The sequence below is a fragment of the Neisseria sp. P0024.S006 genome (assembly GCF_051956595.1).
Classification (GTDB): Bacteria; Pseudomonadota; Gammaproteobacteria; order Burkholderiales; family Neisseriaceae; genus Neisseria.
Window position 1 is genome coordinate 274,718 of record NZ_JBQCXH010000004.1, and the last position, 19,964, is coordinate 294,681.

The window sequence follows — 19,964 nt, forward strand, 5'->3', positions numbered from 1 at the left end:
ATAATTGAATAAGGCAAAATATGATTACTCTGCCTTCTTTAAACGAGCTTCCATCAAAGTGGAATGAAATCCGCGAGCGACTGGAAACCGATTTTTCCACCGGCTTCGACGAGCGTCTTACGGGACACGAAGCCAAGCAGTTTGAGCAGGATTTTATCGACAGTATCGGTTGCGCCCCTGAAGAATATGTCCGTATCCGCCGAACCATCCGACTGTTGGAAACGCGTTATCCGAATAGTCCGAACGAACTGACTGCAGCCGCGCTTGCCACGCCTTTGGGCGAGATGTTGGCGGTGTTCGGCAGTAAGGGTTTGTGTCTGCTGGAATTTGTCGGTCAGAAACAGCTAGGGCAGGAAATCACGGCTGTCCAAAAAGCTTTGCACGGACAGTTTATTTTCCAAGAAAATGAGCAAACGCAACTTTTGCGCCAAGAATTGGATTTATACTTCCAAGGCCGTCTGAAAGTTTTTGCGACGCCTTTGGAAATGATAGGCACGGCCTTTCAGCAGCAGGTATGGAATGCGTTGCTGACCATTCCTTACGGCGAAACGCGCAGCTACAAGGAGCAGGCGCAGCAGTTGGGTAATCCCAAGGCCATTCGTGCCGTTGCCGCTGCCAACGGGCAGAACAAAGTGTCCATCCTGATTCCCTGCCACCGCGTTATCGGCAGCGACGGCAAGTTGACCGGCTACGCAGGCGGTTTGAACCGCAAACAATCGTTGCTTGCTTTAGAGCGTGGCGAGGTTCAGACGGCCTTGTTTTGAGTTTTGATAGAGAATAAGAGGCCGCGCTACGGGCAGGCTTCGCATTCTGAAAAATTGAGTAGCAGAAGGTCGGGGAAGTCCGACAAAATCTGCACGGAGAAAAATGTTGGGCAACGCCCACGCTAGAAAAGAGAAATACGACATGAGCCTGAAAAACCGCCATTTCTTGAAACTTCTGGATTTCACGCCCGAAGAAATCACCGCCTATCTCGACCTTGCCGCCGAATTGAAGGCAGCTAAAAAAGCAGGGCGCGAGGTGCAGAGGATGAAGGGGAAAAACATTGCCCTGATTTTCGAGAAAACATCGACCCGCACCCGTTGCGCGTTTGAAGTGGCCGCGCGCGACCAAGGGGCAGGGGTAACTTATCTGGAGCCTTCTGCCAGCCAAATCGGGCATAAGGAAAGCATTAAGGATACGGCGCGTGTTTTAGGGCGGATGTTTGACGGTATCGAGTATCGCGGCTTTGGGCAGGATGTGGTGGAAGAGCTGGCCAAATATGCAGGCGTGCCTGTGTTCAATGGTTTAACCAACGAGTTTCACCCGACTCAAATGCTCGCTGATGCGCTGACGATGCGCGAGCATAGCGACAAGCCTTTGAAACAAGTTGCGTTTGCCTATGTCGGTGATGCGCGTTACAACATGGCCAATTCGTTGCTGGTGTTGGCTGCAAAACTGGGCATGGACGTGCGTATCGGTGCGCCGAAAAGTTTATGGCCGTCTGAAAACATTATCGAGACGGTGCAGGCTGTTGCCAAAGAGACCGGCGGACGGATTCTGTTGACGGAGAATGTGAAAGAAGCCGTGAAAGGCGTGGATTTTATCCATACCGATGTGTGGGTCAGCATGGGCGAGCCTAAAGAGGCTTGGCAGGAACGTATTGATTTGCTGAAAGATTACCGAGTTACGCCCGAATTAATGGCCGCGGCTGAAAATCCTCAAGTCAAGTTTATGCATTGCCTGCCTGCTTTCCATAATCGCGAAACCAAAGTCGGCGAATGGATTTATGAGACATTCGGCCTGAATGGTGTGGAAGTAACGGAAGAAGTCTTTGAAAGCGAAGCCAGCATTGTGTTTGATCAGGCAGAAAACCGGATGCACACGATTAAAGCGGTGATGGTAGCGGCATTGGGCGATTGATTTTGCGCTCAACATTGCTTACTGCTTCATTTAATAGAGATTAAATAAAGGCCGTCTGAAAGAAAGACTTTCAGACGGCCTTGTTGTTGGATTGGGGTTTATTGCCAAATCAGGACTTTGGGTTCAGGCGTTACTTGATAGCCTTCTTGACGCAATAGTTCGATTAAGCCTTTTTCGCTGGGTAAATGGGCAATGCCGACGGCAAAGAGGGTGCTTTGTTTGGCGGATTGCTTGCGGATTTTAGGCAGCCATGCCTGGTTGCGGCGGATCAGGAGATCGTTTTTCAGCCAATCGGACATGGCTTTGGCGTACTTGGCATCAACACGTTTGAGGGTGCGTTGTTCGGTTTCTTCTAAAAGTGGGATCAGTTCTTCAAAGCGGCCGTCTGAATAGGCTTGATGGAGTTTTTTGACATCTTCGGTTTCTTCTTTATTGGTTTTAATGCTGGCTTTCAGAAAGTTGATCATGGTTTCTTCAGGCTGTGCTTTGAAGATTGCGGAAACTTCGTCCAAGCTTTCTAATGAACCACGCGGTTTGTTGATATTGACTGCTGCGTTGGTCAGCAACATATCTGCACCGGTTTCTGCGCTATATCCTTGGGGAAATGCGCTGCCGGCAAAAACCAATGCTGCCCACGGGTGGAGTTTGTCGGCAATTTTGGCGATGGGTCGGCTTTCTTCATTTTGTGAATAGATTTCTTGTAAAAGACGGAAATCTGTTTTGCCAAGCTTGCGGCTGAGTGGTTCGGTACTCATGACTTCTTTGAAGTATTTTTGATACATTTTTTTTGTTTCCGGACTGCTGTCCGGCAATGCGTCAACTTCTGTGGTCAGTTGGTCGGTGGATTGCAACAGTTTGCCTGCATCGGAAGACAAGGTCTGATTGGTTTGCCCCATGTGGATGGTGCCGAGCAGATAGGAATCAGGTTGGCCTTCTTTGCTGATTTTCCAAACATTGCTGGTGAGTTTGGGCTGCTGCCAGTTAAGTTCGGCAGGTTTGCTGTCGGGTGAAGTTGAGGCGGGTTTGCAGGCACCCAGGGCAAGGGCGGTCAATGGTACAAGCAGGCAGGTGAGCAGCTTTTTCATGTTTTTCCTTTTGGTGTGTGCGGTAAGGGCGGTTTAGAAATCGAGCAGGTTTTGAATCGGTTGTTCGCCCGTGTCGGGCTTTTCTGTTTTGCGGTTGCGGATTTTGGCTTTCCTGAGGGATAGAAGGTGCATGACTTGATGCTTTTGGCTGTCGGTCATCTGGTGCCAGTACAAGCGCTCTTCCCGGCTGCGCAGGCAGCCTTTGCAATAGCCTTTGGCATTGGCTTCGCAAACGCCGATGCAGGGGCTGGGAATGGGGAAGAAATCGGGTTGATCCATTGTGTTGCTTTTGATGTGAAAAAGGCCGTCTGAAATATAACACATACTTTCAGACGGCCTAAGCATTTATACGGTTTGTGAGTATTTGGCTTTGGTTTCTTTATGGCGCAGATGATAGTCGAACACCATGGCGATGTTGCGGATCAGGAAACGGCCCTTCGGCGTAACGGTCAGGCCGTGCGGTTTGAGGCGGACCAGGCCGAGGGTTTCCAGCTGCTTCATGTCTTCCAGTTCGACCGCGAAATAACGGCTAAACGGAATGCCGAACACGCTTTCATAAATTCGATAGTCGAGCGAGAAGCGGCACATCAAATCCTGAATGATGTTGCGGCGCAAAATGTCGTCTTGATTGAGCTGGTAGCCGCGCATGATAGGCAGGTGTCCGGCATCGAGTGCGGCGTAATAGGCATCGATATCGCGCTCGTTTTGGGAGTAGGTGCTGCCGATTTTGCCGATAGAGGACACGCCGATCGCCACCAAGTCGCAGTCGGCATAGGTGGAATAACCTTGGAAATTTCGTTGCAGGAAACCTTCTTTGAGGGCGATGGAGAGCTCGTCGTCAGGTTTGGCAAAGTGGTCCATGCCGATGAAGACGTAGCCGCGCTCGGTCAGGGTTTGAACGCAATATTGCAGCATATCGAGTTTTTCTTCGCTGCCGGGAACGACATTGGTGTCGATACGGCGTTGCGGTTTGAAGATATGCGGCAGGTGGGCGTAGTGGTAGAGGGCGAGGCGGTCGGGGTCGAGGGATAAGACCGTGTCGATGGTGGTTTTGATGCTTTCGGTGTTTTGGTGCGGCAGGCCGTAAATCAAATCGACGCTGACGGATTTAAACCCGGCTTCGCGGGCGGCATCAATCACTTCTTTGGTTTCTTCGTAACTTTGGATACGGTTGACGGCTGCCTGCACTTTAGGGTCGAAGTCTTGAATGCCGACGCTCATGCGGTTGAAGCCGAGTTTGCCCAGTTTGAGGACGGTTTCGCGGCTGACTTTGCGCGGGTCGATTTCGATGGAGTATTCGCCGTTGGGAATCAGCTGGAAGTATTTGCGGATCATGTCGAAGACGCGTTCGAGTTGGTCGTCGCTCAGGAATGTCGGCGTGCCGCCGCCGAAGTGGAGTTGCGCGAGCTGGTGTCTTCCGCCCAAATGCGGTGCCAGCAATTCCATTTCTTTTTCCAGATATTGGATATAGGCATCGGCACGGCTTTTGTCTTTGGTAATGATTTTATTGCAGCCGCAGTAGTAGCAGATGGTATTGCAGAAGGGAATGTGGATGTAGAGTGAAAGGGGTTTGTTGAGCGCGCCCATGTTGCGCAGGTTTAAAGCTTGGATATATTCGGCTTCTTTAAAGCCTTCATGGAAGCGGTCGGCGGTCGGATAGGATGTATAACGCGGACCGCTTGATGGCAAGCTGGCAATCAATTCGCGGTCGAATTCCGGTAATTCATTGTTTGTGTTGGTGTTATTTGAGATGGGGATGATTTTCATGGTCGGGGCTTGTAGTATGAAGTAAGGAAATTAGGGAAAATTTTAGTCAAAATTTCGATAGTTTGGTAGAATGCCTCATAATGATATGCCGACTTTGACATGGGTCAATAGTTATTCGGCTTAATCAGGGATTGAGAGAACTAAGCAAATTAAAGGTGCGTTATGGCTACACACAATGCAACACATCAAATGAAAACCTTGTGTTCCACATGTTCTTTACGCGAACTGTGTTTGCCTGTCGGACTAATGCCTAACGAGTTTTTACAATTGGATGCGGTTATCCGTCAAAGCCGCCGTCTGAAAAAAGGCGAGTACTTATTTCGCGCTGGCGAGCCGTTTACCTCTTTATTTGCCATTCGTGCGGGCTTCTTTAAGACAACAGTCGCCAGCCAAGATGGACGAGATCAGGTAACCGGCTTTTTTATGTCGGGCGAGCTGATCGGGATGGATGGGATTTGCTCCCATATTCATAGTTGTGATGCTGTGGCTTTGGAAGACAGCGAAGTATGTGAGCTTCCGTTTACGCATATTGAAGAACTCGGTCAGGATATTCCCAGCCTCCGCTCCCACTTTTTCCGTTTGATGAGCCGTGAAATTGTCCGAGATCAGGGCGTGATGTTGCTTTTGGGTAATATGCGCGCCGAAGAGCGCTTGGCCGCATTCTTGCTCAACTTGTCTCAGCGTCTCTATTCCCGAGGTTTTGCCGCCAACGATTTTATCCTGCGGATGTCGCGTGAGGAAATCGGCAGCTATTTAGGGCTGAAACTGGAAACGGTCAGCCGCACCTTATCCAAATTCCATCACGAAGGCTTGATTTCGGTTGAACACAAGCACATCAAAATCCTAGATGCGACGACTTTGAAGAAAATGGTTTCCGGTTGTTCGCACGCTATCTGAATCTGAGGCCGTCTGAAATTGTTCAGACGGCCTTTTTAACAAAAGTTAAAGAATAATTGTTAAGTTACGCAAGTGATAGTTAGATGTTAAATTGAAAAATCTTCAACGACCGGCGTGTACAGAATGCGGTCAACCGCTTCGCGGGTCAGTTTCGGAGCAAACATCTGTATAAAATCATAGGCATAACCACGCAGGTAGGTATCGGTGCGTAAGGCTATCCAAGTGGGCGACGGCTCAAATAAGTGCGCCGCGTCTATCAGCTGCAAGTCTTGATCGACAACGGGATCGTACGCCATTTTGGCCATCAAACCCACGCCTAAGCCTAAGCGTACATACGTTTTCAATACATCCGTATCGGCAGCCGATAAAGCAACATCAGGTTGCTCAATATGCGCTTTATTAAAGGTACGTGCAATGCTGCTGCCGGAGTTGAACGCAAATTCGTAAGTAACCAGCGGAAAAGAAGCCAAATCTTCAAGGCTTAAAGGATTGCGGCAGTCTAAAAGAGGGTGGTCGTGCGGAACAATGACGGCATGGTTCCATTCATAGCAGGGCAGTTTGCCTAACTCGGGGTGATCGTCAATGCGTTCGGTAATAATTGCCAAATCTGCTTCTCCGCTGCTGACCATTTGGGCAATAGCGGAAGGGCTGCCTTGTTTGATGGTCAAATTGACCTTAGGGTAGTTTTTCACAAATTCTGCAACGATTTTAGGCAATGCATAACGCGCCTGGGTGTGCGTCGTGGCAATGGTCAGGGAGCCGCTGTCATGATCGGTAAATTCGCTGCCGATATTTTTAATGTTCTGTACATCGCGCAAAATCCGTTCCGAAATCTCTAACACGGCTTTGCCCGGTTGCGAAACGGAAACCACACGCTTGCCACTGCGGATAAAAATTTGGATACCCAATTCTTCTTCAAGCAGGCGGATTTGTTTGGAAATGCCGGGCTGGGATGTAAAAAGCGCATCGGCAGCCTCGGAGACATTCAGATTGTGCCGGTAAACTTCAAGGGCGTAACGTAATTGTTGCAGTTTCATGGTAGCAGTATCGGATACGTTGTTATTGTGGATTTTGTGCGACAAACGGTCTGTAATTTAACATATTTTGCCCGGTTTTGCCCTGAGTTTTGAAAATGGTTGTTTTTAATGAAAATATCTTTTAATGATATGAAAACAGGAAATCTGTGAATGAAAGGGGAATGAAGTTTTGTTGTTTTTGTACAACTTTGAGCGGATGAATTGGCTGATTTTGCCCTAAATTAATGACACAAGATTGATTTTTCGGCATGATTAACTACTAGGAAGCAGGCACTTCATAATTGTTTGAAGGCATCGAGTATTGACAGTTTGCCTTGCGCTTCTTTATAGTGCAACCTGATATATCCGATTTGCCGCTGTTTTGATACTGCGGCCTGTATATTGGTACTTTGCAGCGGTTGCTTTCCTAGTCCGCCGCATAACAATTTGATGAGGGAATAAAATGACCAAACAGCTGAAATTAAGCGCATTGTTCGTTGCCTTGGTTGCCTCTGGCACCGCAATGGCCAGCGAAGCGCATACCAAACACGGTTACACCGTAAGCAGCCAATCTCAAGAAATCGTCCGTAACAACTACGGCGAATGCTGGAAAAACAGCTACTTCGACAAAGCTACCGAAGGCCGTGTTGAATGTGGTGACCGCGAAGCAGTTGCTCCTGTACAACAAGCTCCTGAGTATGTTGATGAAACTGTTTCCCTGTCTTCTAAAACTCTGTTCGGCTTCGACAAAGACAACCTCCGTCCTGAAGCTCAAGAAAACCTGGACGCTTTGGCCCAACGCCTGAGCAACGAAAGCGTACAAACCGTACGTGTTGAAGGTCACACTGACTTCATGGGTTCTGAACAATACAACCAAGCTCTGTCTGAGCGTCGTGCCAACGTAGTTGCTAACTACTTGGTAGGCCATGGCGTTGCTTCTAGCAAAATCTCTGCAGTAGGTCTGGGCGAATCTCAAGCTCAAATGACTGCTACTTGTGAAGCTGAAGTTGCTAAACTGGGCAAAAAAGTTTCTAAAGCTAAGAAACGTGCTGCTCTTATCGCTTGTATCGAACCTGACCGTCGCGTTGATGTTAAAATCCGCAGCGTTGTTACTCGTCAAGTTGCTCCAGGCCAAACTATCGAAGGTCAAGGCGAATTGCCTGCTACTGATGAAGGTTGGATCCCAGCTCCTTACAATGGCGTTCACGGTTACGCTAAACCTTAATCGGTTTGTGAAAAATGCCCTACGATATGTGGGGCATTTTTTTATGGCTTGTATTTGAGTAATCAAGATAATTCGTGATTTCAAAATAAGAAGGGCCGTCTGAAAGATTTATTTTCAGACGGCCTTTTATTAAAACAGTTTAGTTTGGCCCGGGCCATTTCCATACGCACATAGCTGCCAGTATCGTACAGATTAAAAAAATAATACTGGATAAACCATGCCAAATGCCGAATGTTCCGCCTACTAGGGACAAGAGCCAGTTATCCAGTCCGTACTTGTGCGCCTCGATAACCGGCGTAACCAAAAGATGATTACAGGCTAAGAGTAGCCAAAGTACCAAAACCCACCAAGAGAGGGAGGCAAGTTGCCGTCTAAAAAAGGCATAGGCTGCACCAAAAATAACTAAGCCGCATATTGCGGTAATGGCAAACAAAATGCCGGCGATTTCTCCTGCCAGCATCTTAGGCAGGAGATGGAATAGGATGGGGGCGATAATATAGCCTGCTGTCAGTTGCATGCCTAGCCAAATGGCAGCAGCGGTTTGAGTGATTTTGTAGGGTAGACTCATCTGGTTTCTCTTTGGGAAATTCTGTTTTAGTTGTGATGGTGTAACAAAAGGCCGTCTGAAAACGTTTTCAGACGGCCTTGAGTTTATTTAGATGTATTGTACGGAAATAATATCATATTCACGCACGCCGCCGGGGGCTTGAACTTCTGCAACGTCGCCTTCTTCTTTTCCGATCAAGGCACGGGCAATTGGGGAGCCAACGTAGATTTTGCGTTCTTTAATGTCTGCTTCATCTTCACCGACAATTTGGTAGGTTACTTGTTCTTCGGTTTCCAAATCTTCCAGTGTTACTGTTGTGCCGAATACGATTTTGCCTTCGGCATGGATTTCGGCAGGATTGATGATGTGGGCCATAGAGAGTTTGTGTTCCAGCTCGGCAATACGACCTTCGATAAAGCCTTGGCGCTCTTTGGCGGCTTCGTATTCGGCATTTTCAGACAAATCGCCGTGTGAACGTGCTTCTGCAATGGCTTCAATAATTTCTGGACGAGCCACGCTTTTTAGGTGTTGAAGTTCTTGTTTCAATAATTCTGCACCGCGGACGGTCAAAGGGATTTTTTGCATAAGATTCTCCATGAAAGCATGATGATGCTTTTAAAATATTATCCGGCCACGCACAGTAGCCGGATTGGAAATAAAAATACAAGCCGCCAAAGCTTGGCGGCTTGATGAATAAATAAGTAATGCCTGTATTCTACCAAATTCTGCCGAAACCGCAATGATTAAAACGGGTTTTCAGTAAAGTGTTGTTTTCTGTCTATTTTGTTTTTTCAGACGGCCTGCAAACTAAATATTGAAGTATTTCAAAGCTGCACTTGAAAAACGGTTTCGTAAATGAATGGTTTTGATTAAAATGTCTGTTAATAATCCTTAAGGATTAGTCTGCTTTAATTATATAAAGAGAATATATGGAAACAAAACCAACTTCCCAAAATGAACAACAGGCTAACCGCCGTTATTTGACTGTTTGGCGATGGCATTTTTATGCCGGACTTTTGGTCGCGCCGTTTTTAACCCTGCTGGCTGTTACAGGGTTGGGAATGCTGTTATTTGCCAATATCACCGGTAAAGAGGGCGAGCGGATACATGTTACGCCGCAAGCAGTGGTGCAGCCTTTGTCGGCTCAAGCTGAGGCCGCCAGACAGTTTGTGAATCCGGAAACTGCTTCTGTGGTGCAATATATTGCGCCGCGCGCAGATGATATGGTGGCCGTATTTCGTGTGAACAACGACGATAAAGCCACTATGGTTGCCGTTGATCCTTATACGGCAAAAGTCGTGAATACGATGCCGCGCGGTCAAGGCTGGTATCACACGATGGACGAAATCCACGGCGACATGATGATGGGTGCGACTGGTGACTACCTGTTGGAAACTGCTGCGTCGCTAACCATCATCATGATTGTGACCGGTATTTATTTGTGGTGGGTAAAACAGCGTAGTCTGAAGGCCGTTCTTTTACCTAAAGCAGGAAAAGGCCGTTCTTGGTGGCGTAACCTGCACGGTGCGGTTGGCTCTTGGGTTTCTTTGATTTTGCTGCTGTTCTGTTTTTCTGGTATTGCTTGGGCAGGTATTTGGGGCGGTAAGGCTGTGCAGGCATGGAGCCAATTCCCAGCCGGTAAATGGGGTGTGGAGCCTAATCCGATATCTTCCGTGCCAACTCATGGCGATGTGTTGAATGATGGCAAATCCAAAGAAGTGCCATGGATTTTGGAGCTGACACCTATGCCAGTTTCCGGTACGACACTGGGTGAAAACGGCATTAATCCGAGCGAGCCGATGACGTTGGAGACGGTTGACCGCTTTGCACGCGAAATTGGCTTTAAAGGCCGCTATCAGCTTAATTTACCTAAGGGTGAGACCGGTGTATGGACGCTGTCGCAAGACTCAATGAGTTACGATATGATTAGTCCGACCGCCGACCGTACGGTACATATTGATCAATACAGCGGCAAAATCCTGGCTGATATTCATTTTGACGATTACAACTGGTTTGGTAAATTCATGGCGGCAAGCATTGCTTTGCATATGGGTACACTGGGCTGGTGGAGCGTATTGGCAAATGTCTTGTTCTGTCTGGCGATTATCTTTATCTGTGTCAGCGGCTGTGTGATGTGGTGGAAACGCCGTCCTTCGGAAGCGCGTGGTCTGGTTCCTCCTGCACAGAAAATCAAATTGCCGGTATGGTGGGCAATGGCTGTGCCACTTTTGATTTTGGCTGTGATTTTCCCAACGGCCATTGCTGCAATCGTTGTTATTTGGATTTTGGATACACTGTTGTTGTCGCGTATCCCAGCATTGGCAAGATGGTTTAAATAACTGCCCGATGTGATTAAAGGCCGTCTGAATCTTTTGTTTCAGACGGCCTTTTTTATAAAGGTTAAAAGAAGCAGGGGAGTTATGATTCTGTTTAAGTTTATGCGTGATATGGGAATTGTGATTGGCTTGCAGGATTGTGTAAGAAAGACGAGGAGATTTTGTATAAAAACAAAAAACCCACTTCATTGAAGTGGGTTTTTGATGAAAGCTATTAGCCTTTGCGAGCAGGCAATTTTTCTTTAATGCGGGCTGCTTTACCGGTCAGGCCACGCAAGTAGTACAGTTTAGCGCGACGTACGTCACCACGGCGTTTAACTTCGATTTTTTCTACGGTAGGAGAGTACAGTTGGAAAGTACGTTCTACACCTTCGCCGCTAGAGATTTTGCGAACGATGAAGTTGCTGTTCAGGCCACGGTTGCGGCGGGCGATAACCACACCTTCGTATGCTTGCAGACGGCTGCGAGAACCCTCAACCACGCGTACAGATACGACAACGGTGTCGCCTGGAGCGAATTCAGGGATTTCTTTGTTCAAGCGAGCGATTTCTTCTTGCTCTAATTGTTGAATCAAGTTCATTTGTTTTTCCTAAGTTATGATTGGATTTCCTGTTGCTCTTGCAAGATTTCTTTTAAGAGGCGGGATTCCTTTGGGATTAAACTGCGCTTTTCCAGTAAATCGGGTCGGCGCTCTAAAGTGCGTCGCAGCGATTGTTTTAATCGCCACTCGGCAATCAAGCCATGATTTCCTGAGCGTAAGACCTTAGGAACCATCATGCCTTGGAATTCTACGGGTTTGGTGTAATGAGGATAGTCTAAAAGGCCGTCTGAAAACGAGTCTTGTTCGGCTGACTGTATATCGCCCAATACACCCGGAACCAATCTTAAGACGGCATCCATCAACATCATGGCGGGTAATTCGCCACCCGAGACAACAAAGTCGCCAATGCTGATTTCTTCGTCCACACTGCTTTGCAGCAGTCTTTCATCTATGCCTTCATAGCGTCCGCATAGAAGAATAAGATGGGGCAGTTCGGCAAGTTCTACAGCCTTTTTGTGTGTCAGCGGCTGACCTTGCGGACTGAGATAAATTACTTTGGCAGGCTTTTGCGAGTTTGTTTTGGCTTCTTCGATTGCCGCTTGAAGCGGCGGTGCCATCATAATCATTCCCGGGCCACCTCCGAAGGGGCGATCATCGATATAGCCAAGTTTGTTGTCAGCAAATTTTCGGGGATTGATGGCTTGAAACTGCCAAAGGTTTTGTTTTCTTGCCCTGCCTGTAACGCCATATTCGACAATGCTGTCGAACATCTCTGGAAAAATGGTGATGGCTTGAATCAGCATCAGTAGTCCAAGCCCCAGTCGGCGATAATGGTTTTGCTGTCGGTATCGACAGATTCGATATAGTTGGAGACGAAGGGAATCAGGATTTGTCCGTGTTCGCCTTTAATCATCAAAACATCATTCGCGCCGGTTTCCATCAGGTTGCTGACTTTGCCGAGGACGATGTTTTCTTTGTTGATGACGGTCATGCCGACTAAATCTGCCCAGTAGTATTCGTCTTCCTCAGTAGGGGCGAATGACTCTCTGGGAATTTCGATGGTATAGCCGCGCAAGGCAAATGCTTGATCGCGATCGTCTATACCTTCAAATTTGACCTGAAGTTCGCCATTGACAATTTTACCTGTCTCAAGCGTGACATTCAGGGTTTTGCCATCCTTGCACAACTGCCACTCTGGGTAGTCCAGCAGGCTGTCGGTGTATTCGGTATTGGCGGCGATTTTAAGCCAGCCTTTAATGCCGAATACGCCTTTGATGTAGCCCATGGCTACCCGTTTTTGAGTGTCTGTCATGGTCGTTTCAGCTGATTAAGCAGCGATTTTTTGCTCTTTAATCAGTTTGGCAACTGCATCGCTAACTTTCGCGCCTTGAGCGACCCAGTGGTTGATGCGGTCTGCGTCGAAACGTACGCGTTCTTGTTTTTCGTTGGCAACGGGGTTGTAGAAACCTACGCGCTCGATGAAGCGGCCGTCACGACGGTTGCGAGAGTCAGTTACGACTACGTTGAAGAAAGGGCGGTGTTTTGAGCCGCCGCGAGCCAAACGGATAACTACCATTTTGAGTCCTTTTGAAAAATGCGGATATATAGAAACCGCTAATTTTAGGATATTTCACACGGGTTATGCAAGTTTTTATTTGTTTTTGTTGCTGTTTTGCCATGCGTTCAGATCGAGGCTTGCTTGATACAGTCCGTGGTCGGTTTCCGACGGGGTAACGGTAAATCCTGATTTTTCAGCGAGTTTGAGCATCGGTGTGTTTTCTTTGAGGATTTCTGCATTCATGGTTTGATAACCTTGCTGTGTGGCAGTTTGGATAATGAGGCTCATCATTTTGCCGGCCAAGCCGGTTTTACGGGCTTCGGCAGCCAATGTAATGCCGAATTCGCATTCGTTGCGATTGATGCGGCTGTAACGGCTGACTGCGACGATACGGCCGTCTGAAGCGAAGGCGGCCCATGCGCATTCGTTATGGAAATCGGGGCGGGTCAGCCGTGCGAGTGTGGGCTGCGGCAATTCGTTGGTGTGGGTCATGAAGCGCGTATAGCGGTCGGCCGCAGGTAATTGGCAGACAAATTTTTGTTTGGCTTCGGCATCTTCAGGCTCTAGTGCGCGAATGTGCAGGGTATTGCCGTCGGGTAGGACGAATGTGTCGGTTTGGTTCGGGTAGGGGGCGAGTACGTTTTGTATCTCGGGCGTTTCGGTTTTAGGGTGCAGCAGTTCGGACGCGGCTTCTCCGGTGTTGCGTAGAAACTCGGCTGCGGCCGGATTTTTTTGTTGGAGGTAGGCGGCGGCACTTTGCATTTTGGCGGCGGCCTGTTCTAAGGTTTGGACGGCTTTTTTGGGGATTTTGGTTGTCGGCGCGGCTGGTTTTTCTATAATTTCGGGAATGATGGTGCTGCTGTATTGGCCGCCGTTGTAGTTGAGGATGATGTCGCCGATATGCTGGTTGTTGTGGATAAGCGTGTTTAGGGAATGCAGGAATTGATTGAGAACGGAAGTGTTGTCAAGTTCTGCAAATTGGCTTAAACGCTGGATATCGAGCGTGGTAAAGGGCGGTAATGCGGCTTGGGTTTGGCCGTTGTAATGGGCGGTCAGGATCTTGCCGTAAATGGGATGACGGCTGAATCGGAATTGAACGGCATTATGCTTTTGGGTTTGGCACGGAGGCAGGTATAGGGCCTCTGCCATCAGGTCGGTTTGACCGGATGCAATGGCTTTATCGATACTTTTGTTTTTAGGCATTTTCAGACGGCCTGTTTTTGCTGGGGCAGGGGTGTTTTGCGCTTGTTGCAAACAGGCGGTTTGATTGCGGAAATAAAGTGTCAGCAAGGCTTCTTCCGGGGTGTTGAACCGGGTTAGGCCGTCTGAAAAACGATGGCTGATGAGAATGGGCTTGCTGGTTTTTTGTGCTAAGTTATTCAGTGTTTGATGAATGCCGTACGCGTCCGGCGAAATAATGCCGAGCAGGGCTTGGGTGTGCGGATTTTGCAATTGTTCGAGTGCCAGGCGGTGGATGCGTGCAGGCGTGGGGTCGCTGCCGATGCAGCCTTGTTGGATGGATGGTGCGTCGGTTGGAAGGTTGAGGGTCAATTGGCAGGCATCGGCGGTGCTACGCAGCCATTCTATCGGCGTATCGGACAATATGGTGGGATGGGTAATGACGGGAATGCCGGAAAGATGGGCTTTTAAGGCTGCTTCGAGTTCGTTGGTCTTGAATACCGGCAGGAAGTTGCAATGGCGGCTGAGGCTGTGTAGGACGGCTTTGTCTGTGTCGTCGGTGTAATGTGTGGACAACAGGATAAGCGGGGTGTGGCGTGCAAAGTGTCGGATGGCGCTGAACAGCTCGCGTTGGTTTTCGGCCGGATTGTAGTGGATGACGGCAACTTTGGTATGGCGGTTGTGGCCGAAGCGGTTGAGCCAGTCGGCGGATGTGGTGGGGCTTAGGTTGTAGTTGAGGCTGATGTGGCGCGATACGCCTTGATGCATTGCGTTCAGCAGATGGTTGATGTTGCGGCTGACAGTGCTGTGGCCGGTGAGTAATGCGATATGGCCGGCCGGATAGTCGGCTTGGGTGCCGATATTGAGATTGAGTGAGGGAAGTTGGACACCTGCGCTGTTGCACACGCTGATGTTTAATTCGTCGCCGTGATATTTTTGAATGATGGAACGGGCGTTTTTGCAGGATTCGGGCGGCAGGTTTTCCCAATCTTGGATCAGGATAATGTGGCGCAGGCCTTTTTTGCGGCAGGCTTTGAACAGTGTGTCGTAATGGTCGTGCGGGATGACGGCGACAACTAGGTCGGCCTGGCCTGGAATTTTGCTGAGGCTGGAGTAGGAAGGGAGGCCGGCGACGCTGCTGTGGCGGAGATTGACGGGCGTGATTTTGCCTTGATATGAGGAACCGAGCAGGTGGCTGAAAATGCGTTCACCAAGGCTGTGCGGACGTTCGCTGGCGCCGACAAGGATGATGTGTTCGGGCATGAAGAAGTAGCCGGTTTGGACGGTTGCATTCATGATGGTTCCTTATTTGTGTTTTGGGCCGTCTGAAGAGTTTCAGACGGCCTTATTTTTAGGCTTCTTTTTTGTCTCCGGCTTTCTTTTTGGGAAGGATAAAACGCATCCTCAGGCCGTTGGGTTTGATATTTTCAGCAATGATTTTGCCGCAGTGCTGCTCCATGATGTGTTGCGTCAAGGCAAGTCCCAAGCCGGTACCGGGCTTGTGTGCGCTGGAGTCGGCACGATAAAAGGCGGTAAAAATATGCGGAAGCTGCATTTCATCGACCCCCGGGCCGTTGTCGGTAACATCGATAATCCAGTGTTTGCCGTCTTGTCCGATATGGGCCTGAATGGTGCTGCCTTCCGGACTGTAGTTGATGGCGTTGCGGATAACGTTGTCAAAGGCGCGGTACAGATAGCCTTCGTTGGCACTGATCACGGCATTTTCAGGGATTTTAGGGTCAATGCTCAGGGTAACGCTTTGATTGTTTTGGTGGGCAATGCTTTGGTTGTCCTCAATCAAGTTGGTCAGAAACGGAACGAGTTTGAGGTTTTCTTTTTCCAAAGGAATATTGGAGGTCTCCAGGCGGGAGAGGGTCAATAATTCACCTACCAAAGTATCCATGCGCACCAATTCGCCTTCAAGCCGCTTGAGGTATTGCTCTTGTTTTTGCGGCTGAGATTGAATCAGGCCGACAATCGCCTGCATACGCGCCAGCGGCGAACGCATTTCATGAGAAACGTGGTGAAGCAGGTGGCGCTCTTTGGCCACAAGTTTTTCCAGTTTCTCGGCCATTTTATCGAACTGTACGGCAAGGTGGGACAATTCGTCGTCACGGTCGTCAACTTGTTGAGAAATACGGGTTTCGAGTTCGCCGTTGGCTACTCTGTCCATGCCACTACCAAGAATTTTGATGGGCTTGGTAATGTTGTTGGCAAGGATGTATGCCATCAGCAGGCCGACGATGATGATGAAAGACAGAATGATAAATTCGTGCCAAATAGGTGAAAGCGGCAGGCCGGGAATAAAGAGCGGGCTAGGGAGGCGTTGGGCTTGATGATTGTCCCAGCCTTTAATGAAGAAGAGGTATTCTTCGCCGAAACGGTCGTATTCGATGTGGGCTAAATCGGATTCGGGATTGTTGATGGCAAAGATGCGGGCGCGTTCGATGGACAGGCTGTCGATGTTGCGGCCTAAAATATCTTTTTTATCGTCGCCGGTAATCACATAAACGGCATTGGAAACCGGATTGTTTTTCCATTCCGAAAGAATTTCGCGCGCACCGCTGTCTCCGCGCGAGTTGAACGCGGAGATGATGCTGCTCATCAATGTAGTTTCGATGGTACGGCGTTGGTTGAATTGGTTTTCGGCGAGGGTGTTTTGTACCAGCCAAAATGAAAAACTCGCCACAAAGATTGCGCAGACGATGACTGCGCAAAATGTGGCGAAGATGCGTTGAAACAGTTTCATTGATCTGTTTAATCTTTAGTTTTTAACAAACAGGTAGCCTAAGCCGCGTACAGTTTGAATCAGGGAGGCATCGCCCAATTTGTGGCGGATGCTGGAGATGTGTACGTCGATGCTGCGGTCAAATTTAGCCAGTTTGCGGTCGAGTGCCTCGATAGACAGGGTCTCTTTGCTGACGACTTGTCCGGCGTGGCGCATCAAAACTTCGAGCAGGTTGAATTCGGTGCTGGTCAATTCGAGCGGAGTGTCTTTGATGCTGGCTTGGCGTTTGGCCGGGTACAAAACGACGTCGCTGACAGAAATGCTGTTAGGCGCGTTGTTTTGTTCGTTGCTGTGTTGCGCACGGCGCAGGATGGCGTTGATGCGTGCCAAGAGTTCGCGCGGTGTACATGGTTTCGGAACATAATCGTCCGCACCCATTTCCAGACCGATGATGCGGTCGATGTCGTCGCCTTTCGCGGTCAGCATGATGATGGGCACGGTGCTTTGGGTACGTACGTTTTTCAGTACGTCCAAACCGTTCATTTTAGGCATCATGGAGTCTAATACGACGACATCGTATTGTCCGGTCAGAATTTCTTGAACGCCGGCTTCGCCGTCGGGAACGCTATGAACGTTGAGGCCTTCGGCGGTCAGGTATTCGGTCAGCAATTCGGTCAAGAGGGCATCGTCATCTACGAGTAATACGCGACTCATGGAATTTCCTTTTCGTGATTGTATGCGCCGCGGTACTAAATGGCAGTACGGCGCTTAAAATAGAGTTGTGTTCAATCTTAACATGCAATCTGCTTTTGTTGATAGCGTAATTTTCTGTGCTTTTGCGCTTTTTTGCATAGAAACTCGCTGCTCTTTACATTTTCAGACGGCCTGTAAGGACAAACTGACAATTGGGTGTATTTTGTTCAGGGTTTGTCGCATGATTGGGCGGTTTGGTGTTTCGGTGCGTTGATGAAATCTTTGCAATCGGACAAAAGTTTGGGCAACAAGGGGGCGAATGCCGGGTGGCTGCGTATTTTGTCGGCGTAGAAATACATCATATAAGGGTAATAATATTGCATTGCCTGCATCCATTGCGCACCTTCTTCTTTTTTGCCTTGCCGGTAGAGGTAAAGGCCGACTTGGTAGGCGCTGGAGTAGGGGCGATAGGTCAGGGCTTTGAGTGCGGCTTCTTCCGCCCACGGACGGATGTAGGCATCGGTCGGATCTGCACGTTTGCTCAAGCTCAAATCGGCGTAATAGGCAAGCATGGGGCTTTCTTTGGAAAGTCGTTGCAAGCCGTCGATTTTGTTTTGAACCGTTTGCTGATCATCGGTTTTCCCTACACGGCTATATTGGGTCAGATTTTGATATTCCCAGCTGAGGTTTGCCATGCCGATTAAAATCGATAAAGCGGCTATACCGCCTGCCCATTGTCTGATTCGGGTAGATAAAGGGCCGTCTGAAACATCTTTCGGATAAGAGGGTGTCAACGACAGAATCAGGCTGAATACGGTGAGGAAGTAAATATACCAAAGCGGATATTCAAGCATGCTGTGGCAAAGGCTGACGGCGGCGGCAGTCAGTAAAAACAGCGAGGCCGGTGTTTGGTTGCGGCCCAACAGTCGCCACACGGCTGCAAGCAGGGTTAAGGCTGCGAGCAAGGTGCCGGCAATGCCCATTTCGGACAATAACTGCATAACGATATTGTGCGAATGGGTAAACAGTACGCCGAGGATGTTGTTGGGGAAGTAGTGTTGTTGGGCATTGATCAGGAAGGTTTGCTGGGCAAAGCTGTTCCAGCCATGACCGAACCAAGGTGCGGATTGAAAGGCAATCCATGCCTTACTCCATTCGATTTGGCGCATAGAACCTTCAAAACCGCTGGTGCCTGCGCGTTCGACAGCGGTTTCGTATTTGACGTTGCCAAACAAGTCCAACAGGCTGCCCATGCCGAATTGGAAAGCGGCGGCCAGGATGGCGGTCAGGAGAAAAATGCACAGTGCGCGTTTGTGTTGGAAACGGGTACGCCAAAACCATAACGGCGTAATCAGGAATAGGGCGGCGATGTAGCCTAAGATGGTGCGTGAGTTGACAAGGCCGAGGGTTGCGGTCAAAGCCAATACGAACAGAAAACCTGCTGTATTGGGCATTTTGCGTGCCGTCCATAAATAGGATGCCGCCAAAATGCCCCACATTAAATAATGTCCCAAATGGTTTCGTTGGCCGAGTTGGCCGTTTACGGTGCCGTTGCTTCGGGCAATGATGCCGTTCAACCACTCTACATTGGACCAGCCTTTAAATTGCAGCCAGACGATGGCGGCCTGTATGGTTGCCCCTATCAATAAAGACCAAGCAAAGATGCTGACGACACGTTCTTGTCCGTAAGCCGTTACCCAGCCGCGAACCGACCATGCGCCCAGTGCCAAAATGGCAAAGGTCCAGGCAGTGATGTCGCTCATGCCGGGGTAGGTAGAGTGCATGAGGCGCGCTTGGAGCGACCAAAATGCAGCCATGGTAAACAAACCGATACTGAGTGCAGGAAGGCGGATATTCAACAGGCCTTTGTGTGCGCTAATCAATGTCAGTACCAATGAGCCACTCAGTGAAATGGCTTCCAGATAAAAGCTGGGTAGTGGGCCGACTCGGTAGAGTGAGAGAAAAGGGACGGCGCAAATCCAAAGAAAACTGAGCCATAAAGGCCAAAAGGTTTTTACTGAAGATTGGGTCAGGCCGTCTGAAAGTGTGTGGTAGGTCATTTTGATGTGTGTTTTTGTTGTTTGATAAATGCAAGGCAGCCGAGGAAAAAAGCAATGCACAATAATACGGAAACGGCGGCGCAAATCCGGCTGACGAGAGCCGTGTCTGCCAGGCGCATACAGGCTTCGGCAAAGTAAATCAGAATCAGCATGGAGCTGTATTGGTAAGTGTAGATGCGTTTTTTCAAAATGCCGGTCAACGGCAGGCACAAAGGCAGGGCTTTCAGTGCCAGCCATGAGCCGCCTTCGCGCAATGGTGCGATCCATAATTCCCATGATAAGGAAAGCAAAATCAAAAGGATAAGACTTATGGAAGTTGCAAGATAAGGTAACAGGGAGCGTGTATTGTTCACGATATAAAGGGCGTAAGCCGTACTGGAAAACTTGAAATTATACCGCTAAAAATGCAGGGGGAGCCAAGAATATTGCT

The 19,964-nt window shown here is 49.0% G+C and carries 20 protein-coding genes; 5 read left to right on the forward strand and 15 right to left on the reverse strand.

All coding sequences use genetic code 11. The features are described 5' to 3' along the window. The first annotated feature begins 20 nt into the window (after positions 1 to 20). Positions 21 to 764 carry a methylated-DNA--[protein]-cysteine S-methyltransferase gene (locus ACTHUF_RS09120; RefSeq protein ID WP_440407509.1) on the forward strand — a complete coding sequence of 248 codons (744 nt, stop codon included), beginning with the start codon at positions 21 to 23 and terminating at the stop codon, positions 762 to 764. Positions 765 to 906: 142 nt separating this feature from the next. Next, a complete protein-coding gene (argF, locus tag ACTHUF_RS09125; protein WP_440407533.1) occupies positions 907 to 1,902 on the forward strand; it encodes an ornithine carbamoyltransferase in 996 nt (331 codons plus the stop codon). A 98-nt stretch (positions 1,903 to 2,000) separates the two neighbouring features. Here the strand turns inward: argF and ACTHUF_RS09130 are convergent, their stop codons facing one another. From ACTHUF_RS09130 to hemN, 3 genes are all read right to left on the reverse strand, one after another. Further along, positions 2,001 to 2,987, reverse strand: a complete 987-nt coding sequence (locus ACTHUF_RS09130) for a TraB/GumN family protein (RefSeq protein WP_440407510.1) — start codon at positions 2,985 to 2,987, stop codon at positions 2,001 to 2,003. A 33-nt stretch (positions 2,988 to 3,020) separates the two neighbouring features. After that, positions 3,021 to 3,266: a DUF1289 domain-containing protein gene (locus ACTHUF_RS09135; RefSeq protein ID WP_440407511.1), complete on the reverse strand. Its 246-nt coding sequence runs from the start codon at positions 3,264 to 3,266 to the stop codon at positions 3,021 to 3,023. A 66-nt stretch (positions 3,267 to 3,332) separates the two neighbouring features. Further along, the gene (gene hemN / locus ACTHUF_RS09140) at positions 3,333 to 4,754 is read right to left on the reverse strand and encodes an oxygen-independent coproporphyrinogen III oxidase (protein ID WP_036493135.1); all 1,422 of its coding nucleotides are present in this window, start codon (positions 4,752 to 4,754) and stop codon (positions 3,333 to 3,335) included. 162 nt (positions 4,755 to 4,916) lie between these two features. On the opposite strand from hemN, the gene fnr reads away from it, so the two are divergent. After that, positions 4,917 to 5,651, forward strand: coding sequence for a fumarate/nitrate reduction transcriptional regulator Fnr (gene fnr / locus ACTHUF_RS09145; protein WP_003748691.1), 735 nt, complete (start codon positions 4,917 to 4,919; stop codon positions 5,649 to 5,651). An 86-nt stretch (positions 5,652 to 5,737) separates the two neighbouring features. On the opposite strand, the gene ACTHUF_RS09150 is transcribed toward fnr, so the two are convergent. Continuing rightward, positions 5,738 to 6,688 carry a CysB family HTH-type transcriptional regulator gene (locus ACTHUF_RS09150; protein WP_049348254.1) on the reverse strand — a complete coding sequence of 317 codons (951 nt, stop codon included), beginning with the start codon at positions 6,686 to 6,688 and terminating at the stop codon, positions 5,738 to 5,740. A gap of 442 nt (positions 6,689 to 7,130) precedes the next feature. On the opposite strand from ACTHUF_RS09150, the gene ACTHUF_RS09155 reads away from it, so the two are divergent. After that, a complete protein-coding gene (locus ACTHUF_RS09155) occupies positions 7,131 to 7,892 on the forward strand; it encodes an OmpA family protein (protein WP_049348237.1) in 762 nt (253 codons plus the stop codon). Positions 7,893 to 8,031: 139 nt separating this feature from the next. Here the strand turns inward: ACTHUF_RS09155 and ACTHUF_RS09160 are convergent, their stop codons facing one another. Together ACTHUF_RS09160 and greA are read right to left on the reverse strand one after the other, a co-directional pair. Continuing rightward, entirely contained in the window at positions 8,032 to 8,460 is a 429-nt protein-coding gene (locus ACTHUF_RS09160; protein WP_049348236.1) for a DUF4149 domain-containing protein, read from the reverse strand. Between the two features lie 87 nt (positions 8,461 to 8,547). After that, on the reverse strand, positions 8,548 to 9,024 hold the full coding sequence (greA, locus tag ACTHUF_RS09165) for a transcription elongation factor GreA (RefSeq protein ID WP_049322768.1): 477 nt from the start codon (positions 9,022 to 9,024) through the stop codon (positions 8,548 to 8,550). Between the two features lie 344 nt (positions 9,025 to 9,368). Here greA and ACTHUF_RS09170 point away from each other — a divergent pair, with 344 nt between their 5' ends. Further along, positions 9,369 to 10,778 carry a PepSY-associated TM helix domain-containing protein gene (locus ACTHUF_RS09170; protein WP_049348234.1) on the forward strand — a complete coding sequence of 470 codons (1,410 nt, stop codon included), beginning with the start codon at positions 9,369 to 9,371 and terminating at the stop codon, positions 10,776 to 10,778. 211 nt (positions 10,779 to 10,989) lie between these two features. Here the strand turns inward: ACTHUF_RS09170 and rplS are convergent, their stop codons facing one another. The 9 genes from rplS to ACTHUF_RS09215 all read right to left on the reverse strand — a co-directional run bounded on the left by rplS (position 10,990) and on the right by ACTHUF_RS09215 (position 19,887). After that, complete coding sequence (gene rplS / locus ACTHUF_RS09175) at positions 10,990 to 11,355, reverse strand: 50S ribosomal protein L19 (RefSeq protein WP_003679470.1); 366 nt, start codon at positions 11,353 to 11,355, stop codon at positions 10,990 to 10,992. Between the two features lie 14 nt (positions 11,356 to 11,369). Then, entirely contained in the window at positions 11,370 to 12,119 is a 750-nt protein-coding gene (gene trmD, locus ACTHUF_RS09180) for a tRNA (guanosine(37)-N1)-methyltransferase TrmD (protein ID WP_440407512.1), read from the reverse strand. Continuing rightward, positions 12,119 to 12,628: a ribosome maturation factor RimM gene (rimM, locus tag ACTHUF_RS09185; protein ID WP_036493152.1), complete on the reverse strand. Its 510-nt coding sequence runs from the start codon at positions 12,626 to 12,628 to the stop codon at positions 12,119 to 12,121. The genes trmD and rimM overlap by 1 nt, the downstream gene beginning before the upstream one ends. Before the next feature lie 15 nt (positions 12,629 to 12,643). Next, a complete protein-coding gene (rpsP, locus tag ACTHUF_RS09190) occupies positions 12,644 to 12,892 on the reverse strand; it encodes a 30S ribosomal protein S16 (protein WP_003684452.1) in 249 nt (82 codons plus the stop codon). Positions 12,893 to 12,967: 75 nt separating this feature from the next. Beyond that, the gene (locus ACTHUF_RS09195) at positions 12,968 to 15,349 is read right to left on the reverse strand and encodes a GNAT family N-acetyltransferase (protein ID WP_440407513.1); all 2,382 of its coding nucleotides are present in this window, start codon (positions 15,347 to 15,349) and stop codon (positions 12,968 to 12,970) included. 55 nt (positions 15,350 to 15,404) lie between these two features. Further along, a complete protein-coding gene (locus ACTHUF_RS09200; protein WP_315093020.1) occupies positions 15,405 to 16,802 on the reverse strand; it encodes a HAMP domain-containing histidine kinase in 1,398 nt (465 codons plus the stop codon). 15 nt (positions 16,803 to 16,817) lie between these two features. Next, entirely contained in the window at positions 16,818 to 17,495 is a 678-nt protein-coding gene (gene misR / locus ACTHUF_RS09205; protein ID WP_003748666.1) for a two-component system response regulator MisR, read from the reverse strand. 206 nt (positions 17,496 to 17,701) lie between these two features. Continuing rightward, entirely contained in the window at positions 17,702 to 19,534 is a 1,833-nt protein-coding gene (locus ACTHUF_RS09210) for a Wzy polymerase domain-containing protein (protein ID WP_440407514.1), read from the reverse strand. Further along, entirely contained in the window at positions 19,531 to 19,887 is a 357-nt protein-coding gene (locus ACTHUF_RS09215; protein ID WP_440407515.1) for a DUF2069 domain-containing protein, read from the reverse strand. Before ACTHUF_RS09215 ends, ACTHUF_RS09210 begins: the two co-directional genes overlap by 4 nt. Positions 19,888 to 19,964 lie beyond the last annotated feature (77 nt).